Annotated in this window: 14 protein-coding genes and 1 riboswitch; of the genes, 5 read left to right on the forward strand and 9 right to left on the reverse strand. The window is 36.3% G+C overall.

All coding sequences use genetic code 11. The features are described 5' to 3' along the window. Nucleotides 1-109: 109 nt before the first annotated feature. From NYQ66_RS09380 to NYQ66_RS09395, 4 genes are all read right to left on the reverse strand, one after another. Nucleotides 110-997 (reverse strand): helix-turn-helix domain-containing protein, encoded by an 888-nt coding sequence (locus tag NYQ66_RS09380; protein WP_259869075.1) that lies wholly within the window; start codon nt 995-997, stop codon nt 110-112. 236 nt (nt 998-1233) lie between these two features. Then, complete coding sequence (locus NYQ66_RS09385; protein ID WP_259869076.1) at nt 1234-2430, reverse strand: phosphoglycerate dehydrogenase; 1197 nt, start codon at nt 2428-2430, stop codon at nt 1234-1236. A 120-nt stretch (nt 2431-2550) separates the two neighbouring features. Further along, a riboswitch (ZMP/ZTP riboswitch) is annotated at nt 2551-2629 on the reverse strand. 375 nt (nt 2630-3004) lie between these two features. Next, nucleotides 3005-4510 carry a glycoside hydrolase family 43 protein gene (locus tag NYQ66_RS09390; protein WP_259869077.1) on the reverse strand — a complete coding sequence of 502 codons (1506 nt, stop codon included), beginning with the start codon at nt 4508-4510 and terminating at the stop codon, nt 3005-3007. A gap of 112 nt (nt 4511-4622) precedes the next feature. Next, on the reverse strand, nt 4623-6908 hold the full coding sequence (locus NYQ66_RS09395; RefSeq protein ID WP_407652063.1) for a beta-L-arabinofuranosidase domain-containing protein: 2286 nt from the start codon (nt 6906-6908) through the stop codon (nt 4623-4625). 142 nt (nt 6909-7050) lie between these two features. Here NYQ66_RS09395 and NYQ66_RS09400 point away from each other — a divergent pair, with 142 nt between their 5' ends. From NYQ66_RS09400 to NYQ66_RS09420, 5 genes are all read left to right on the forward strand, one after another. Continuing rightward, nucleotides 7051-7926, forward strand: a complete 876-nt coding sequence (locus tag NYQ66_RS09400) for an AraC family transcriptional regulator (protein WP_259869079.1) — start codon at nt 7051-7053, stop codon at nt 7924-7926. 139 nt (nt 7927-8065) lie between these two features. Continuing rightward, nucleotides 8066-8380, forward strand: coding sequence for an ArsR/SmtB family transcription factor (locus tag NYQ66_RS09405; protein WP_259869080.1), 315 nt, complete (start codon nt 8066-8068; stop codon nt 8378-8380). A 76-nt stretch (nt 8381-8456) separates the two neighbouring features. Continuing rightward, complete coding sequence (locus NYQ66_RS09410) at nt 8457-9323, forward strand: permease (protein WP_259869082.1); 867 nt, start codon at nt 8457-8459, stop codon at nt 9321-9323. A 24-nt stretch (nt 9324-9347) separates the two neighbouring features. Next, nucleotides 9348-9491 carry a hypothetical protein gene (locus NYQ66_RS09415; RefSeq protein WP_259869083.1) on the forward strand — a complete coding sequence of 48 codons (144 nt, stop codon included), beginning with the start codon at nt 9348-9350 and terminating at the stop codon, nt 9489-9491. A 278-nt stretch (nt 9492-9769) separates the two neighbouring features. Beyond that, nucleotides 9770-10324, forward strand: a complete 555-nt coding sequence (locus tag NYQ66_RS09420) for a CBO0543 family protein (RefSeq protein WP_259869084.1) — start codon at nt 9770-9772, stop codon at nt 10322-10324. A gap of 178 nt (nt 10325-10502) precedes the next feature. Here the strand turns inward: NYQ66_RS09420 and NYQ66_RS09425 are convergent, their stop codons facing one another. The 5 genes from NYQ66_RS09425 to NYQ66_RS09445 form a co-directional block, all read right to left on the reverse strand. Further along, the gene (locus NYQ66_RS09425; protein WP_259869085.1) at nt 10503-11123 is read right to left on the reverse strand and encodes a hypothetical protein; all 621 of its coding nucleotides are present in this window, start codon (nt 11121-11123) and stop codon (nt 10503-10505) included. 474 nt (nt 11124-11597) lie between these two features. Further along, nucleotides 11598-12017, reverse strand: a complete 420-nt coding sequence (arsC, locus tag NYQ66_RS09430) for an arsenate reductase (thioredoxin) (protein ID WP_259869086.1) — start codon at nt 12015-12017, stop codon at nt 11598-11600. A gap of 15 nt (nt 12018-12032) precedes the next feature. Next, nucleotides 12033-13331: an arsenic transporter gene (locus NYQ66_RS09435; protein WP_272479964.1), complete on the reverse strand. Its 1299-nt coding sequence runs from the start codon at nt 13329-13331 to the stop codon at nt 12033-12035. Nucleotides 13332-13347: 16 nt separating this feature from the next. Then, nucleotides 13348-13692: an ArsR/SmtB family transcription factor gene (locus NYQ66_RS09440; protein WP_259869087.1), complete on the reverse strand. Its 345-nt coding sequence runs from the start codon at nt 13690-13692 to the stop codon at nt 13348-13350. Nucleotides 13693-14264: 572 nt separating this feature from the next. Beyond that, nucleotides 14265-14684, reverse strand: a complete 420-nt coding sequence (locus tag NYQ66_RS09445; protein WP_259869088.1) for a universal stress protein — start codon at nt 14682-14684, stop codon at nt 14265-14267. Between the last annotated feature and the right edge of the window lie 85 nt (nt 14685-14769).

The raw sequence follows: 14769 nt of genomic DNA on the forward strand, positions 1-14769 counted from the left end.
CTAACACTCCTCTATACGATTAATTTGCTTACTAGTTATATTGTAAATCGTATAGTTTACAGGAATCTACAATAATATTTTGCTCGTGATTGTACTTTTTTGCTCCCTCTTAATCAAATTTCACATGATTAACCGTTGTAAGCCCACGTCCAGATTTAAATTCTCCAGGTGGATAGCCTACCCATTGACGAAAAACCTTTATAAAGTAACTTCCATTGGCATAGCCAATATTTCTTGCGATTTGTTCAATAGACAAGTCTGCAAAACGAAGTAACTGTATTGCTTTTTCCATCCTTACTTTTGTCAGATATTGAATTGGAGTATAACCAGTGGCTTTCCGAAATTGACGCGTAAAGTGATACTTTGACAGCCCAATTTCTTCTGAGATCTCTTCTAAACTTTGAATCTGATTATAATTTTGTTCGATGATGTCGGCTGCTTTTTGAATCGTAAGTGGCCATGTACTCACCTTCTTTTTATCTTCATGACAAAATCGATGTAGCTCCATCATAAATTGATAGACGATGGAAGATGCGCGATAGCCGTCATGAATAAGGTCTTTGCTAGCACTATGAAAAACATCCTTGAGAAAAATGATTGGGGAACTGTTCTCTGGTAATTTGGGTACTGGGCCTAATTGATCAATAAGTGATTTCCATGAATCTGTAATATTAGTTGGACGCATTAAGATAAAATAGAATTCCCACTCGTCACTTGAAGCCGGTAAGAAATATCGATGATTGCTTGGAATTTCTACCATAAATGCACGACCAGGTTCAACTTGGTAAGTATGTTCGTTCACTTCAACTTGCCCATAACCAGAGACTGTATATTGGAATAAATAAAGAGGACCATCAATTCGTTCTTGACCATCCCAATAATAATCGTGCGAGGTTACTTTATCAAAACCTACTGCGAAGAGTTGACAAAATGAACGCTGCATCGTATCTAGAAAACGATATCCATATGTATTGTAAGTTGGTTTTTGCGTAGACATTTGGATCCTCCATCTGTTTGTGTGGATATGAGTTAAGCCTTTTTTTACAATAAAGAAATGTAAGTCCTGCTTAATGATTGATAGCATTATAACCCTTTATTTAGATAATTTCGAGGCATTAAGTCCTGATTGACCTAGAAGTACAGAATTACAAAGGTGCTAGCCCCTATATCAAAAAATGCACCATAAAAAAAAGCGGGACAGGGGAGTTCTATCTTCCTGTCCCCTAGTCCCACTTAGATGATTCGTGTGGTGATCATGCCGTTGATTTGGTTAATTTTTTCCTCTAAGCTAGGAATGATGTCTCCATTTACGTCATTCTCAATATCAACCATGGTATAAGCGTATTCTCCACGGCTTCTGTTGACCATGTCAGCGATATTTAAGTTAAAGTCTGAAATAGCTGATGAAATTTGGCCAACCATGTTTGGTACATTTTTATGAAATGCTGCGACACGTTTCTTTCCTGTATAAGGAAGGTTGGCATTTGGGAAATTCACAGAGTTTTTAATATTTCCGGTTTCAAGAAATTGCTTCACTTGTCGAGCCGCCATAATTGCACAATTCTCTTCCGATTCTTTCGTGGAAGCGCCAAGATGCGGAAATGCAACTGCATTTTTCATCTTTAATACGTTTTCCGTCGGGAAGTCGGTAATAAACTTGCCAACTTTTCCACTGTCTAATGCAATCGCGATATCCTCTTCATTGACAAGTCCACCTCTTGAGAAGTTAAACAATTGAACACCAGGTTTCATCAGTTTAAACGTTTCTTCATTAAACATGCCAATCGTGTCATCCGTTAACGGAACATGAACAGTGATATAATCACTCACAGCGTATAATTCTTCTATTGAATTAGCACGTTGTACATTACGTGATAAATTCCAAGCTGTGTCTACAGAGATAAATGGGTCAAAACCAATAACGTCCATCCCTAAGTCCAGTGCATCGTTAGCTACAAGCGCACCAATTGCACCTAAACCAATGACACCAAGCGTTTTTCCTTTAATCTCACTTCCTACGAAGTTTTTCTTTCCTGCTTCTACTAGTTTACCAATTTGATCTCCTTGACCTTCTAACGTTCTTGCCCAGGCTGCACCAGCAAAAAGATTACGAGAAGAAGCCATTAATGAAGTAAGTACAATCTCTTTTACTGCATTGGCATTTGCACCAGGTGTATTAAAAACCACAACACCTTGCTCTGTACATTTTTTAATAGGGATATTGTTCACGCCAGCTCCTGCGCGTGCAATTGCTTTTACATTATCCCCTAATTCCATATCATGCATATTAAAGCTACGCACCACAATAGCATCTGGGTTTTCGCTATTTTCATCAATATTATAGTTTTGTTTAAAAACATCTAAACCACTTGTCGCAATATTATTTAAGGTTTTTATAGTTGGTACTTTCTCAATCAAGGTTGTGCTCATTTTATTTCCTCCTCTTATTTTCATGTTCTACAAACAATCCAGACCGCTCCCCACAGAACTTGCAAAATAGCCGGATTCACACCTCCTAATATACAGAAAGAGGTAAGGGATTATTTCCCTTACCTCTGCCCAGGCGAACGGCTAAGACACTATGAGCTCCCCCGCGGTCGTCCGCGTTTCGCCAGTTACTCATAGTCTAGTCTTTATATTTTTTAATATTTAAAGTTAGGTGTTCAAAAGAACATCCTAACACTAATGAATATGTCTGTTTTTTCTGAATGATGATTACATGGATAATATAACAAATAAATGATAGTTATTCAACACAAATATGAATATTAATCAAAAATGTTTTAGTGATCGTTCGTGTTTTGCGACTCGGAATCGAAAGTCTAATCACTTCTTTGAATTCTACAGACAAAATCTTACCTATTTCCCTACTCACTACACCTCAAGCACATATGGTTCATCACCAAATTGCACTTCATACACTTTTATTAATGCTTACCTTTTTAAAATTTGAAAATGTTACTAAAAAAAATGGGCGCTAGATTCAACTGATGCTATTTTTTATTTAATTTTCATAATGAAAGTAAGCAAAATCAACATGTCCTCCAGATTGTCGTTTCGCATAATTAAATAATCCGATCCGATACCCCATAAAATGATCTAACGTGTATTTCATTTGTAATTCCTTTCCAATCATAGACCATTCAATTCCATCTTCGGAATAATAAAATGTTGCGATATCTATACTATCTTTGAAATTAAAGTTTACCTTTAGGTGAATGTCATTTTTGGCATATGGGATTTTTTCTACTACATCTTCCGTATCATCACCACGATTAACTGTCATGGTCACATGGGCTTTACCATTCTCATCGACTTCTACTCCAACCGTGCCAAATTTATTTTGCAATGCCACTAATCCAGCATGATCACCCGGTTTCATATTGGTAATTTCCATCATTGTAATTCCTGAACAATTTGGTCCTTCTGTTCTTTGTGTTAACGTGTTACGAGCTTGTAAAATACTGTTTGTTAGTTGACTCGTTTCCAATCGCAGATATCCCGGTCGTTTTGTAACAGACCACCGGAGATTGTCTGGATTATGGTTCCACTGCCAATTCCACGCTAATTTATTATCTTCGTAATCAAACGAATCACTCACCACTAATGGTGTATGCTTCGAAGCAGGCAGGTCGATTTCAAATGTTTGAGGGGCTTTCCCATTCATACCGATCATCGGCCAATCTCTTTCCCAGTTTACCGGTAGTAGATATGGTATTCTGCCGACCGCATCATGGTCTTGGAATAACATTGCATACCAGTCACCATGTGGTGTATCTACAATAGCTCCTTGTGCAATTCCCTTGTTTTGATAGTCCATATCATCATCAAAAATCACTTGACGCTCATACTCACCCAAAAGTTGTTTCGAACGATAGGCTATCTGTCGTCTTCGCTGGTTCCCATCTGATGGCCATTCGATAAACAGCAAGTAATAATAACCATTCATTTTATACGCATGACAGCCTTCACAACGCAAGCCGATACCTTCTTTTGGTGTTTCCAGTAATAATTGGTCGATACCACCAGCTTTGATTGCTTTCACATCCGCAGTCAATTCCGTAATACGGATATCGCCACAGCCGTATATAACAAACACACGACCTTCATCAAATAGTAATGCCGGGTCATGATAAATCCCCTCAATCGTTGTACGCTCCCATTTCCCTATCTCTATATCATTTGTTTGGTAGATATAAAATTGTTCCCTATCATTACTTGAAAAACATACATAGAATTTATCATCATGATAACGCAAACTTGTAGCCCATTGACCTTGTCCATAAATATTTTTATTGTCTATAAGATTATGTCCATCGTTGTCCTCCAAAGTATCATACAGATATCCAACAAACTCCCAATCTACTAAATTATCTGACTTCATAATTGGACAGCCTGGCATAGAATGCATACTTGTACTTACCATATAAAATACATTCTCAACTCGTATCACATCAACATCTGGAACATCTGCCCAAAATAATGGATTCGTTACAGTAGTTTTATTCATTCATAAAGTGCTCCTTTCGTGAACATGGGGACGGTTCTTCTGTTTCCATTTTTGGAAACAGGAGAACCGTCCCCTTGCTTACAAGATCTGTCCCCTTGTTTCCACTTTTTTGCTATTGTTTTTCGTTAATGATTCTTAAGCCGTAGACGGCTCCGGCTGCTTTGCCTTCGGTGGAGGCAAATTTGACTTCCACTTTTTCTTTTCCCGCAGTTAGGTTTGTAGGAATTTCATAACAAACATCGAACAACTCTCCTGGTTTATTTAGCTTCAAACGTTGTTGTGCGAGAATTGTACCATCAATTAATAAATCAAAGGTACGCTCATATGTCTTTCCGTCGACATACCAAGTGTCATCGCTACCGTAATACGTGACGAGTAAATACATCGGTTTGTTTGGATCTACTGCCATTGTGTAACTAAAAAATCCATCACCACGACTATCTCGCCATCCCTTACGTACGACATGTAAGTAACCAGAATTAGAATTTTCAGATTGCATGTCATGCTCAACCTCTGGCTGCTGCTCACCTGGAATTACTTCATCAACTGTAATACGACGCATTTTTTCCTTTTCTTGCTTTTCTACATCAACAAAATGGCCGAATGTTTGTTCATCCATCACCTTCCAATAGATCGTATAACGCTCGTGGTGTAAAGCATAGAAAGGAATTAATGTAACCTTTACGTCTCCAGGCTTACCTACCGTTTCCGTTTCAAACATGAGAGCTTTTCCTTCCACTGGATGAATCCACTTATTCACATCTTTTTCATCGGTGACTAGGATCGGGACATCAATAAGCTCATGATTATCTAATGCTTGGTGGTCTGCCAAAATATCTGTTTCAGGAAATTTTTCTTTTCCTAACGCACCTGCAAGCACGATTGGCCCGTATAAAATCGCTTGTTTATTCGGATCATCTTTTGCTGTATAAGTGTGTAGACCCATCGGTAAGTCAACTTCGATTCGGTCGCCGGCTGTCCACGTATTGTTTATGCTCAAATAACCATTCTCAACGTCTGCCACTTCTTTCCTTCCGTTCACTGCTACTGTAACTGAACCTGCCATCCAGTCTGGTACACGAATGTGAATACGTAACGCTTCACCATTTGCTTCTTTAAAAATTAGTGTTGTTTTGTCTGATTCCGGAAATGACGTCTCTTGCACCAATTCTACCTCGTTATCTTCCAAAAACAAATCGGAAGCAATAAATAAGTTTACGTACAGATTGTTATTTTCATAGGAATAAATATTTCTCGTATAGCGAGCAGGGTTTTCCATTCCTGTTCCTGTGCAACACCAAAACGAATCGTCCGGTGAACAATATACTTTAAAGTGACCTGGTTCTGTTGACATGAAGTAAGCCTTCATTCCTGAATCTGGATCTTGCGAAGCTAAAATATGGTTATAAAGCGCACGTTCATAATAATCCATGTAAACTGATTTTTTTGTCCAATTAAATAGATGCTCCGTTAGCTTTAACATATTGTAGGTGTTGCATGACTCATTTGTTTGAACACCTAATACTTCTGTATCAATGGCACCAAAGTGTTCGCGATTACTGTTTCCGCCTATAACATAGGAACGATGCGTGGTCACTTGATGCCAAAAAAACTCCGCCATATCACGATATACCTGTTCACCCGTAATTTCATATAACTTAGCCACTCCGACTACTTTAGGAATTTGGGTGTTCGCATGTTTTCCTTCTAATTCGTCCACCTGTTTAGCTAATGGATCTAGGACAAGCTTTTGACAGAATCGTTTGGCAAGCTCTAAATACTTTTCTTCTTTTGTAATAATGTACATGTCTGCCATAACCTCATTCATAGCCCCATGTTCACAAATCAACATGCGTTGAAACTGCTCATCTGTTAAAGAAGAAAGACCGGCATATGCCCATTCTGACAACTTTGTAACAACTTCAAGTGCTTGATTGTTTCCAGCAAGTTGATATGCGTCAATTAAACCTGCATAAATTTTATGTAGACTATACCATGGAACCCATGAACCACCTAAATTAAAGTTATCTACGTAGAACTCTCCCGTAAATACCTGGTCGAAACAGTCACGTGAAAAACCGCTTACATATCCATGTTCATCAAAACGCTGTATAAGTGCTAATTCGTCTATAGCATAATCTAACTTTTCTCTTAAAGTACCATCGCCAGTTACTTGGTACATGGCTGCTGCCGCTGAAAGCCAATGTCCAATCGAATGCCCTGCAATTTCCATGGACTCCCATCCACCATAACGAGGTTTCCTAGGGTCTTTGGAAATAGCTTCATAGCATGGGGCAACTAAACGATCTACATCCAGATATAAAAGATAGTCCTTTCCTTTTTCCTGCGAATCAAGAAATATCCCTTCTAACAATCTAACTTTTGGTAGCATTAGCATTCTCCTTCTTCCTTATTAGTTCATATTATCTATGGGTAACGATGAAATGTGAATTCACGAATCATCAGAAAACATATCTTTTTTTTGGATTTTCAAATAAAATATAGAGAAGTACATATAAAACAGATAGGAGCCAAATTTTATGCATGAAGTTGTTTTACAAGCATATCATCTACCGCTAGTTAGGGATGCTGGGTTTATGGTCGACACAAAAGGAATTCAAATCCACCCAAACCGAAAAATGGAACATACACATGTGTTTATATATGTACGAAAAGGAGCTATTTTTGTAGTTGAGGATGAAAAAGAATACAAATTATCGGAAGGTACATATCTTTTTCTTAGAAAAAACACTTCGCACTGGGGTAGTAAGCCTTATGCTCCTGATACAGAGTGGTTTTACATTCATTTTTATGACGCACCAAACGAACCAGACAAAAAAAGTATGCAGGAGTATTCTTCCTTTCAGCAAGCATCGATGATTCATGAAGATACGTATAATACGATTTTGACTTTACCTAAGTTTGATAAGCCAACACAACCTGAGTATATAGAGTTGCAATTGCAAAAAATATTAGATCGGTATCATGCGTCTAGTCCAATACGACCATTACAATTATCAACAATGACTTATGAATTATTTCTAGAGTTATATCAAGAGAGAAAGAATAAACATGAAAATAAAAATATAAATCGGATCGTTAATAAGATGATAGAATTATTGAAACAAACCCCTACAGAGCGAATTAACTCTAAAGATATAGCAGTAGAGCTTGGGATGAATTATTCCTATTTATCCCATCTATTTCGTGAGCAGACTGGAAAAAGCGTTACTCAATTTCAAAATGAACTCGTAATAGAAGAAGCGATTCGGCTATTCAAAAACAACACTACCTACAATGTTTCAGAAGTCAGTGAAATATTAGGATTCTCTAACCCATTCTACTTTAGTAGAGTATTCAAAAAAGTAACCGGCATATCTCCATCCGTTTACCTGAACCAAAATTACCGAAGTTAACGTGAACATGGGGACGGTTCTTGTGTGCACGTTTTGTGCACACAAGAATCGTCCCCATGTTTCCATTTATTCATTGACATTAGTAAATAATGGTATTATGATTGGTTCATCAAAATAATTTGATTAAGAGGTGTAACCATTGAAATCATTCACATACCAAGATGTATCCAAGGATCAAGTATTCGAAGCATATGAAGGTAAATTTAAAGCGTTAGCGGATAAGAAAAGACTGCAAATTATGAATACACTTACCGAGAATGGTGAGATGTGTGTTTGCGATTTAGCACCTGTCGTTGATATGCCACAATCCAAATTATCTTATCATTTGAAAATCCTTTTAGATGCGAACATTATAAAAAAAGAAACAAGAGGAACCTGGAGTTATTATCAACTAAATCATGCTGAGATTAATCATCTATTATCAGAAGAACTTTGCTGTTTGTTTAGAAAATAATTTTTTTAGGCAATAAATCAATTTTTTTTGATTAATTAATCAATAAAAATTGATTTAATAAACTGGAGGTGTTTTTATGTGGATCGACCTGTTTAAAAGTTTTCTATCGATCGCTATTGAATTAACTGTTTTGTTTGTGGTCATTTCGTTTGCGATAAGTCTACTGCAAGGCTTTATTCCATACGAAAAGATAGAAAAGAAATTAGCTGGTAGAAACAAAATACTAGCTGCGTTTGCGGCTATCCTATTTGCTTTTATTACTCCATTTTGTTCATGCTCAACCATACCGATCGTCGTTAATATGCTAAAAAAGAAAATGCCGTTCGGGATTGTAATGATCTTTTTATTTTCATCCCCTGTTCTTGATCCAACAATCTTAACAATTATGGGCGTGATCCTTGGGTGGAAAGTAACGATTATTTATACCGTCATAACAATGACTCTTTCTATCATCATAGGCTTCACTCTTGAAAAACTTGGACTAGAGAACTCTGTTAAAAACGTAATTATGACTGGATACGAAGAAACAAATAAAAAATTCAATCTAAAACTAGCATTAAAGGAAACATTTGATTTAATGAAAAGCGTTTATCCCTATTTAATTTTGGGTGCGGCTATTGGTGCAGTCATACATGGTCTCGTACCAACAGAATGGATTTCAACCGTATTCGATCAAGAAAAATGGTGGCTAATTCCTATTGCAGCGATAGTTGGTGTGCCACTTTATATTCGGTTATCTAGCATGATCCCTATTTCACAGATGTTGATCCTAAAAGGAATGGCACTTGGACCTGTGATGGCGATGATGATCAGTTCTGCAGGTGCTAGTTTACCTGAAGTGGTTTTATTAAAATCTATTTTTAAGACAGAGTTAGTTATAACATTTGTTATCTCTGTAATAACGATGTCAACGATTGCCGGGTTTGTTTTTTATCTAATATAAAATTTATAAAAGGAGATGGAACGGATGCTAAACCTATTTAAGAAAGGAAAGAAAAAAGATGACAGTTGTTGTCATGTTCAGATTCAGGAAGTAAAAGAGGACGATAGTAAAGATGAATTAATTCAAAAAGAATGTTGTGATTCCAAACAAAAAGATACTGAAGAATAATATGTAATGAAAAGAGGGAGAAAGTTTGTTAACGGGTTCCTTTACCGATCGCAACTCTATTTCGCATATTAAATTGTAAGTAATGTATAATAAGTTGCACCGTAAAATGCGGTGCTTTTTTCATAAAAGATGGTTCAGTCCATAAATAACAGAGCCAGCTATATTATATTTAATTTTTACTTCTTATCTTCAACTCCCTCAGTTTGTTGAATAAGGATTTCATCACATAAGTCGTCTAATATTGGAAATAATAACATCAATATATTATTAAAGGTGAGATGGATAATGTCCTATCCAAGCAAGAGGAAATTGAAAAGTTACATAAGCAATTAACAGAAATGCGATTGGAAAATTATATTCATCAAGACCTATTTAGCCTCCAATTGTGGCTTTTATTGGGGTGTCTAATTATCCCTTGGTTTATGTGGTGGTTCTTAGTAGATAGGGAAAAATTAAAACAGATATGGCTTTTTGGCTCCTTAATGTCTATCCTTATTTACCTTCTTGATGGTATTGGCACAGAATTAAATTTATGGAGTTACCCATATCAATTACTTAACTTTATTCCAATGTTAAACCCAGTAGACTTATCCGTGCTACCTGTCTTCCATATGCTGATTTATCAATACTTTAGCAAGTGGAAAAATTATATCATCGCAAATATTATAACTGCTATTTTATATGCATATTTAGCCGAACCTTTATTTGTTAAACTGGATATCTATAAGTTAACAAACTGGAAGTATTCATATTCCATTCCAATTTATATTTTAAAGGCAATTTTTATTAAATACATTCTTGAACTTATATTGCGGCAAAAAAGCAAAAGTTAAGTACCTTTGCTTTTTTCATGCCTTGTTATGGAGACTTGTATCTCTGGTTCTAGATAAAATACCTCACTTTAATAACAAATATACATCTTCAAAAAAATGGTTTAACTGCAATATCAAACGGATCAATAAATAGTAATCTAACCTGCCTACCCTCTTTCACCAAACTATTTAAACGTAATTATTTAAATTCCCTACTATTAAAGTAAAATGCTTGTCCTTCTTGCAACTTAGAGATAATATCATTGTCAGAAATAATGTGAGTGCCACTTTTACCACTTTCATAAGTAACGGTAACCCGAAAATGATGGGAATTTGCAACATTTTTGCTAAAAGGGATTACATAAAACTTTTCACCATCTTTTACTTCATACAAATTTGCATCAACTGATTCGTTATCCGTGCTAACTTTAATATTATTGACACTTAAGTCTTTAAGAACTCCAAATATTGTAGGATTGATATTCTGTTCCTCATTTAGTAACTGCAACGATAAATCGAATTCATTGTTCATTGGAACTTCTTGATTAACATGTCCTCCACCGCCCAACCATTTATAGCCGGTAAAGGATTTTTTTATCATGTCTACAGAGTACATATAGTTATTTCCATTATTCGCATCCCCGACTGAATATATCATGATTCCATCTGCAGTTTTAACTTTATCAATTACTTCAATATTTTCCGTTATACCGTCTCTGACTTCACGAATAGTATCAATTGGTTGACCACTATTATAAAACATCAAAGTTAATGTTATTAAAGCCAGTATTACCGCTGAAAAAAAGAGTGTTTTTTTCATGTTGAACCTCCTATCTATGCTACTTTTTTCTTCATTTTCTAGTAAATAAGTTAACTACCTTTTACTCAACTAAGGTTTCCCTTACTTTTTAAACATTCTTTCACAAGGTCGGCTCAAAATAAAGACCTTTGCTTACAGATTATTGTATTCATATTTAAATTAATATTCATAATACCTTTCAAAATACTAAATAGAATAGAGCTTAATGTCTATTAAGTTGCACTGGAATTCACAACAATAATGCAAGCTTACAATGGCTATTGTAGCCTTACAAATTAGTGTGTAATTTTGTATTACAAATTCACCAGGAAAATACAAACAAATAGCTCTTTATCAACAAAAAAATGACTACAAATTGGCATACAATTTAGTAGTCATTTTCGGGGTGCATTTTTAATGTTTGCGCTAGGAAACGAACCCGTTAAAAGTTTGTACCTCTTTTACTATTAACTAATGCTTAATAAGCTAATCAAATTACTCGCCCGTTTCCGCAAAACGTTTAATTCGTTCACCAATCTCATCACGCACACGTTGGAAAACTGCCCACTTTTCTTCCTCTGTTCCTTCTGCTTTTGCAGGATCGTCAAAACCCCAGTGCTCGCGTTTAACACTTGGTGGTGTAACAGGACATTTATCCGCTGCATCTCCGCAAAGTGTAACTGCTAATGTAGCATTATTTAGAATTTCAGGATCAATGATATCAGATGTCTGACCAGAAATATCAATACCTACTTCGTTCATTGCTTTTACTGCGTTTGGGTTTAATCCATGCGCTTCAATGCCAGCACTTTTTACTACCCATTCATCACCTAAGTGTTTTTTTGCCCAACCTTCAGCCATTTGACTTCTGCATGAGTTCCCAGTACATAAGAAATAAATTGTTTTTTTAGACATCGTTATAGTCTCCTTTTATAGTATTAATAATGTTAGATATAATCCCACTAATGTAATAATTAAAATTGGAATCGTTAAGATAATCCCTGTTTTAAAGTATGTTCCCCATGATATTTTTACACCCTTTTGAGATAATACATGAAGCCACAATAATGTTGCGAGTGAACCGATTGGTGTAATTTTAGGGCCTAAGTCCGATCCAATCACATTGGCATAAATTAATGCTTCTCTAATAACTCCAGTTGTATCCGTTTCAGCAATCGCCAGCGCATCAATCATAACCGTTGGCATATTGTTCATGACCGAAGAAAGAATGGCCGCAATAAAACCCATCGACATGGTAGCAACAAACAATCCTTCTTCAGCACTTGCTTGAATAACTTTTGCTAAAACATCTGTTAATCCAGCATTTCTAAGTCCATAGACAACCACATACATTCCGATTGAGAAAAATACAATCGCCCATGGTGCGCCTTTGATAACGACTTTTGTATCAACAGCTTTACTTCCTCTAGCCATTAGTAAAAAGGCAATTGCAATGATCCCTGCAACAATCGATACAGGTACTTGGATAAACTCACTTATAAAGTATCCAATAAGTAGAATAGCTAGCACAAACCAAGATATTCGAAACATCTTATGATCTTTGATCGCTTCAACCGGCTGTTTTAAATGTCCTAAGTCATAGCTTCTTGGGATACTTTTTCTAAAATAGATCAACAATACGATAATCGTCGCAGCTAATGAGAAGAAGTTTGGAATAATCATTCTTGAAGCATATTCCACAAATCCAATATCAAAAAAGTCTGCAGACACAATGTTCACTAGGTTACTAACGATGAATGGAAGTGATGTGGTATCTGCAATAAAGCCACTAGCCATGATAAAAGGAAATACCATTTTTTCATTAAAATTCAAGTTACGAACCATTGCTAATACAATTGGTGTAAGGATAAGTGCAGCCCCGTCATTCGCGAAAAAGGCAGCAACTACAGCTCCTAGTAGACTGACATACACAAACATCTTTATTCCATTACCTTTTGCAGCTCGAGCCATATGTAACGCAGCCCATTCAAAGAATCCAATTTCGTCTAAAATTAATGAGATAATGATGATAGCAATAAATGCGAGCGTGGCATTCCAAACAATCTCCGTAACCGCAATAACGTCATTAAATCCAACTACTCCTACTAATAATGCAAGGATCGCCCCACCACAAGCAGACCATCCAATCGATAATCCTTTTGGTTGCCAAATAACTAATACTAAGGTAACCAAGAAGATTAGCGATGCAAGTATAATCGATGATGACAAGTTTCATTCCCTCCAATTAACAACACGTAATTCTTGTGCCATTCTCCTCTAGTTCTTTTAATTTATGATCTTGGTCCGGTAATTGCTGAAGAATCTGTTGCATAAAGGCATAATAGTCACTAGTCTTATTGATCGAATAGAAAATCCATTGCCCTCTTCTTTCTTCACGAACCAATCCAACATCTCTTAGTTTACGAAGGTGCTGACTGATCGATGGTTGGCTTGTTTTAAATATTTCTACAAATTCACAAACACAGCAATCGTGGTTATCTAGTATTTTGACCATCGTTAAACGTGTCTTATCACCTAATAGTTTTAAGATCATTGCTGCTTTATCCATTTCAATCGTAGTTTGTAGCATAACAAAACACCTCCTTATCTATCCGTATATTACTATATAATAATTTACTTATATGTACAATGAATTAATTGTAAAGAGTTTGTGAAGATGAGGATAATTACTATTTTAAAACATGACTTGTCGGAAAGTTAATCTACTTGGCACATGAAGGAGGTGAGATTCCTGATTTCTGTCCGAGGTTGAGCCTACTTCGGACATGGAGGAGATGAGATTCCTGATTTCTGTCCGAGGTTGGACCTATTTCGGACATGGAGGAGATGAGATTCCTGATTTCTGTCCGAGGTTGGACCTACTTCGGACATGAAGGGGATGATATTCCTGATTACTGTCCGAGGTTGGACCTACTTCGGACATGAAGGAGATGAGCTTCCTGATTTCTGTCCGAGGTCTGACCTACTTCGGACATGAAGGAGATGATATTCCTGATTTCTGTCCGAGGTTGGACCTACTTCGGACATGAAGGGGATGATATTCCTTGGTATAGTCCGAAGTTGAACCTCCCCTGACAATAAGGAAAGTACGAGCTTGTAAAATAGATTTTCACCCTGATGAAGATTACCAAACATCTAGATCTATTTAACAATAAGCACTGGGCAATTTGCTCTTTTGGCTACCTTATGACTGACACTACCCAGAACAAATTCCTGCAATCCATTCAGTCCTCTACTACCAATAATTACGATATCAAAGTTATATTTATTCGCATAGTTAACGATAGAAGGACCTGGTTCGCCATGAAGGATCTTTATCTCATAGTTAACATTTGATTTCTCTGCAAGGTCTTTCGCTATATGTATTTGCTTTACTCTAGAATCATTTACATCTACCGAATTCCAGTTACTTAACACATCGGACTTAGCTTTTGCTGCATCTACAACATAGACGATTTCTAATGTAGATCCCGTCGTACATGAAGCAATATGTATCGCATTTTCTGCTGCTCGCTTTGAGTGTTCAGAGCCATCTGTAGCTAGCAAAATTTTATTATACATTGTTATTTCCTCCTTTTATTTTGCTTATATAAACAAGTTAGAATCTGGATACAAAAAATACAGACTTCCTATTTAGTATCTCCAA

Source organism: Aquibacillus koreensis (genome assembly GCF_025154055.1).
In the GTDB taxonomy this organism is placed as follows: Bacteria; Bacillota; Bacilli; order Bacillales; family Amphibacillaceae; genus Aquibacillus_C; species Aquibacillus_C koreensis.

What these genes read in the sequence shown, in the direction of transcription:
- NYQ66_RS09440 (WP_259869087.1), bottom strand. Translation starts at nt 13,692, where the DNA reads ATGCTACAAACTACGATTGAAATGGATAAAGCAGCAATGATCTTAAAA.
- arsC (WP_259869086.1), bottom strand. Translation starts at nt 12,017, where the DNA reads ATGTCTAAAAAAACAATTTATTTCTTATGTACTGGGAACTCATGCAGA.
- NYQ66_RS09400 (WP_259869079.1), top strand. Translation starts at nt 7,051, where the DNA reads ATGCATGAAGTTGTTTTACAAGCATATCATCTACCGCTAGTTAGGGAT.
- NYQ66_RS09385 (WP_259869076.1), bottom strand. Translation starts at nt 2,430, where the DNA reads ATGAGCACAACCTTGATTGAGAAAGTACCAACTATAAAAACCTTAAAT.
- NYQ66_RS09420 (WP_259869084.1), top strand. Translation starts at nt 9,770, where the DNA reads ATGGATAATGTCCTATCCAAGCAAGAGGAAATTGAAAAGTTACATAAG.
- NYQ66_RS09395 (WP_407652063.1), bottom strand. Translation starts at nt 6,908, where the DNA reads ATGCTAATGCTACCAAAAGTTAGATTGTTAGAAGGGATATTTCTTGAT.
- NYQ66_RS09410 (WP_259869082.1), top strand. Translation starts at nt 8,457, where the DNA reads ATGTGGATCGACCTGTTTAAAAGTTTTCTATCGATCGCTATTGAATTA.
- NYQ66_RS09390 (WP_259869077.1), bottom strand. Translation starts at nt 4,510, where the DNA reads ATGAATAAAACTACTGTAACGAATCCATTATTTTGGGCAGATGTTCCA.
- NYQ66_RS09415 (WP_259869083.1), top strand. Translation starts at nt 9,348, where the DNA reads ATGCTAAACCTATTTAAGAAAGGAAAGAAAAAAGATGACAGTTGTTGT.
- NYQ66_RS09445 (WP_259869088.1), bottom strand. Translation starts at nt 14,684, where the DNA reads ATGTATAATAAAATTTTGCTAGCTACAGATGGCTCTGAACACTCAAAG.
- NYQ66_RS09380 (WP_259869075.1), bottom strand. Translation starts at nt 997, where the DNA reads ATGTCTACGCAAAAACCAACTTACAATACATATGGATATCGTTTTCTA.
- NYQ66_RS09425 (WP_259869085.1), bottom strand. Translation starts at nt 11,123, where the DNA reads ATGAAAAAAACACTCTTTTTTTCAGCGGTAATACTGGCTTTAATAACA.